At 66.6% G+C, this 1,467-nt stretch carries 1 protein-coding gene; it reads left to right on the top strand.

Translation table 11 applies throughout. The features are described 5' to 3' along the window. A partial coding sequence (locus tag B3T77_RS09755; protein WP_292079161.1) for a S9 family peptidase occupies positions 1-1,467 on the top strand: 1,467 nt, incomplete at both ends.

Here is a 1,467-nt window from a genome sequence, read left to right as displayed (position 1 = left end):
GCGGGCGTCGCGGCGGCGGACGATCATTTGGCGCTGGAGCAGGTGGACGGGGCAGAGGCGATGGCCTTTGTCGCTGAGGAGAACCGCAAGTCTCTCGCCGTCCTGACCGGCGACCCGCGCTACGAAACCTTCCGCGCCGAGGCCCAGGCGATCCTGACGGCGACCGATCGCATCCCCAGCCCGTCCTTCCTGGGCGACGGCATCGGCAACTTTTGGCAGGACGCGACCAATCCCAAGGGCGTCTGGCGTCGCACGACGCTGGCCAGCTACCGGACCGCAACGCCGCAATGGGAGACGCTGCTGGACATCGACGCCCTGTCCAAGGCGGAGGGCAAAGACTGGGTGTTCAAAGGCGCCGACTGCCTGGTGCCGGACGACACCCGCTGCCTGATCAATCTGTCCGACGGCGGCAAGGACGCGGTGGTCGTGCGCGAGTTCGACCTGACGACCAAACGTTTTGTGGACGGTGGTTTCAACCTGCCCGAGGGCAAGCACCGCATCGAATGGCTGGACCGCGACACGCTTCTGGTCGCCACCGACTTCGGCGCCGGAACCATGACGGAGTCCGGCTATCCCTTCATCGTCAAGACGCTGAAGCGCGGCCAGACCCTGGCCCAGGCGACCGAGGTCTATCGCGGCGAACAGGGCGACGGCGGATACGGCGTGAGCCCCGCCGTCTATCGCGCCAAGGACGGCAAGGTGACGGCCGTCATCATCACCCGTCCGCTGGACACCTTCCGGTCCGAGACATGGCAGTTGGCGCACGACGGCAAGACGACCCAGCTTAGGCTGCCCGCCCGCGTCTCGGTCTATGGCGTCCTGAACGACGCCCTGATCTTCTCGCCGGAAGAGAACTGGAGCCTGACCGGCGGGACGGCGTTCAAGGGCGGCGACCTGCTGTCGATGCCGTTGGCGGTGCTGCAGGCGCGGGCCGACGGCGAGACGGTTGTCAGCAACGCTGCGCCGCTGATCTTCTCGCCTGACGCGCGTCAGGCTGTGGGCGACGTTCGCGTTCTGTCGGATCGTGTGGTTGTTTCCTACACGGACAATGTGCGTGGACGTGCTCGCGTCTTCCGTTCGAACGACGAGCGCGGCTGGAGCCGTCAGGACATCACGGTCCCCGACAACCTCGCGGTCGGCCTAGGCGACTCGTCCAAATCGCGCGGCGAGGTCTTCGTCTCGACCCAGGGCTTCCTCGTTCCGCCAACCCTAAGCCTGGCCGATGCGGACGCGGCGACCCTGACCACGCTGAAGTCGGCGCCGGCCAAGTTCGACGCGTCGCGCGACGTGACCGAACAGTTCGAGGCGACCTCGACCGACGGGACCAAAATCCCCTATTTCCTCACCCGCCCGCGCGACCTGAAGCTGGACGGCTCGAACCCGACCGTCATGCTGGGATATGGCGGTTTCCAGGTCAGCCTGAACCCAGCCTACAAGCCCGAGATGGGCAAGCTGTGGCTGGAGCGG

The sequence above is a fragment of the Brevundimonas sp. UBA7838 genome, from assembly GCF_002500885.1.
In the GTDB taxonomy this organism is placed as follows: domain Bacteria; phylum Pseudomonadota; class Alphaproteobacteria; order Caulobacterales; family Caulobacteraceae; genus Brevundimonas; species Brevundimonas vesicularis_C.
Note: the sequence above shows the minus strand (reverse complement) of the source record. Positions and strands in the feature narration are given on the sequence as shown.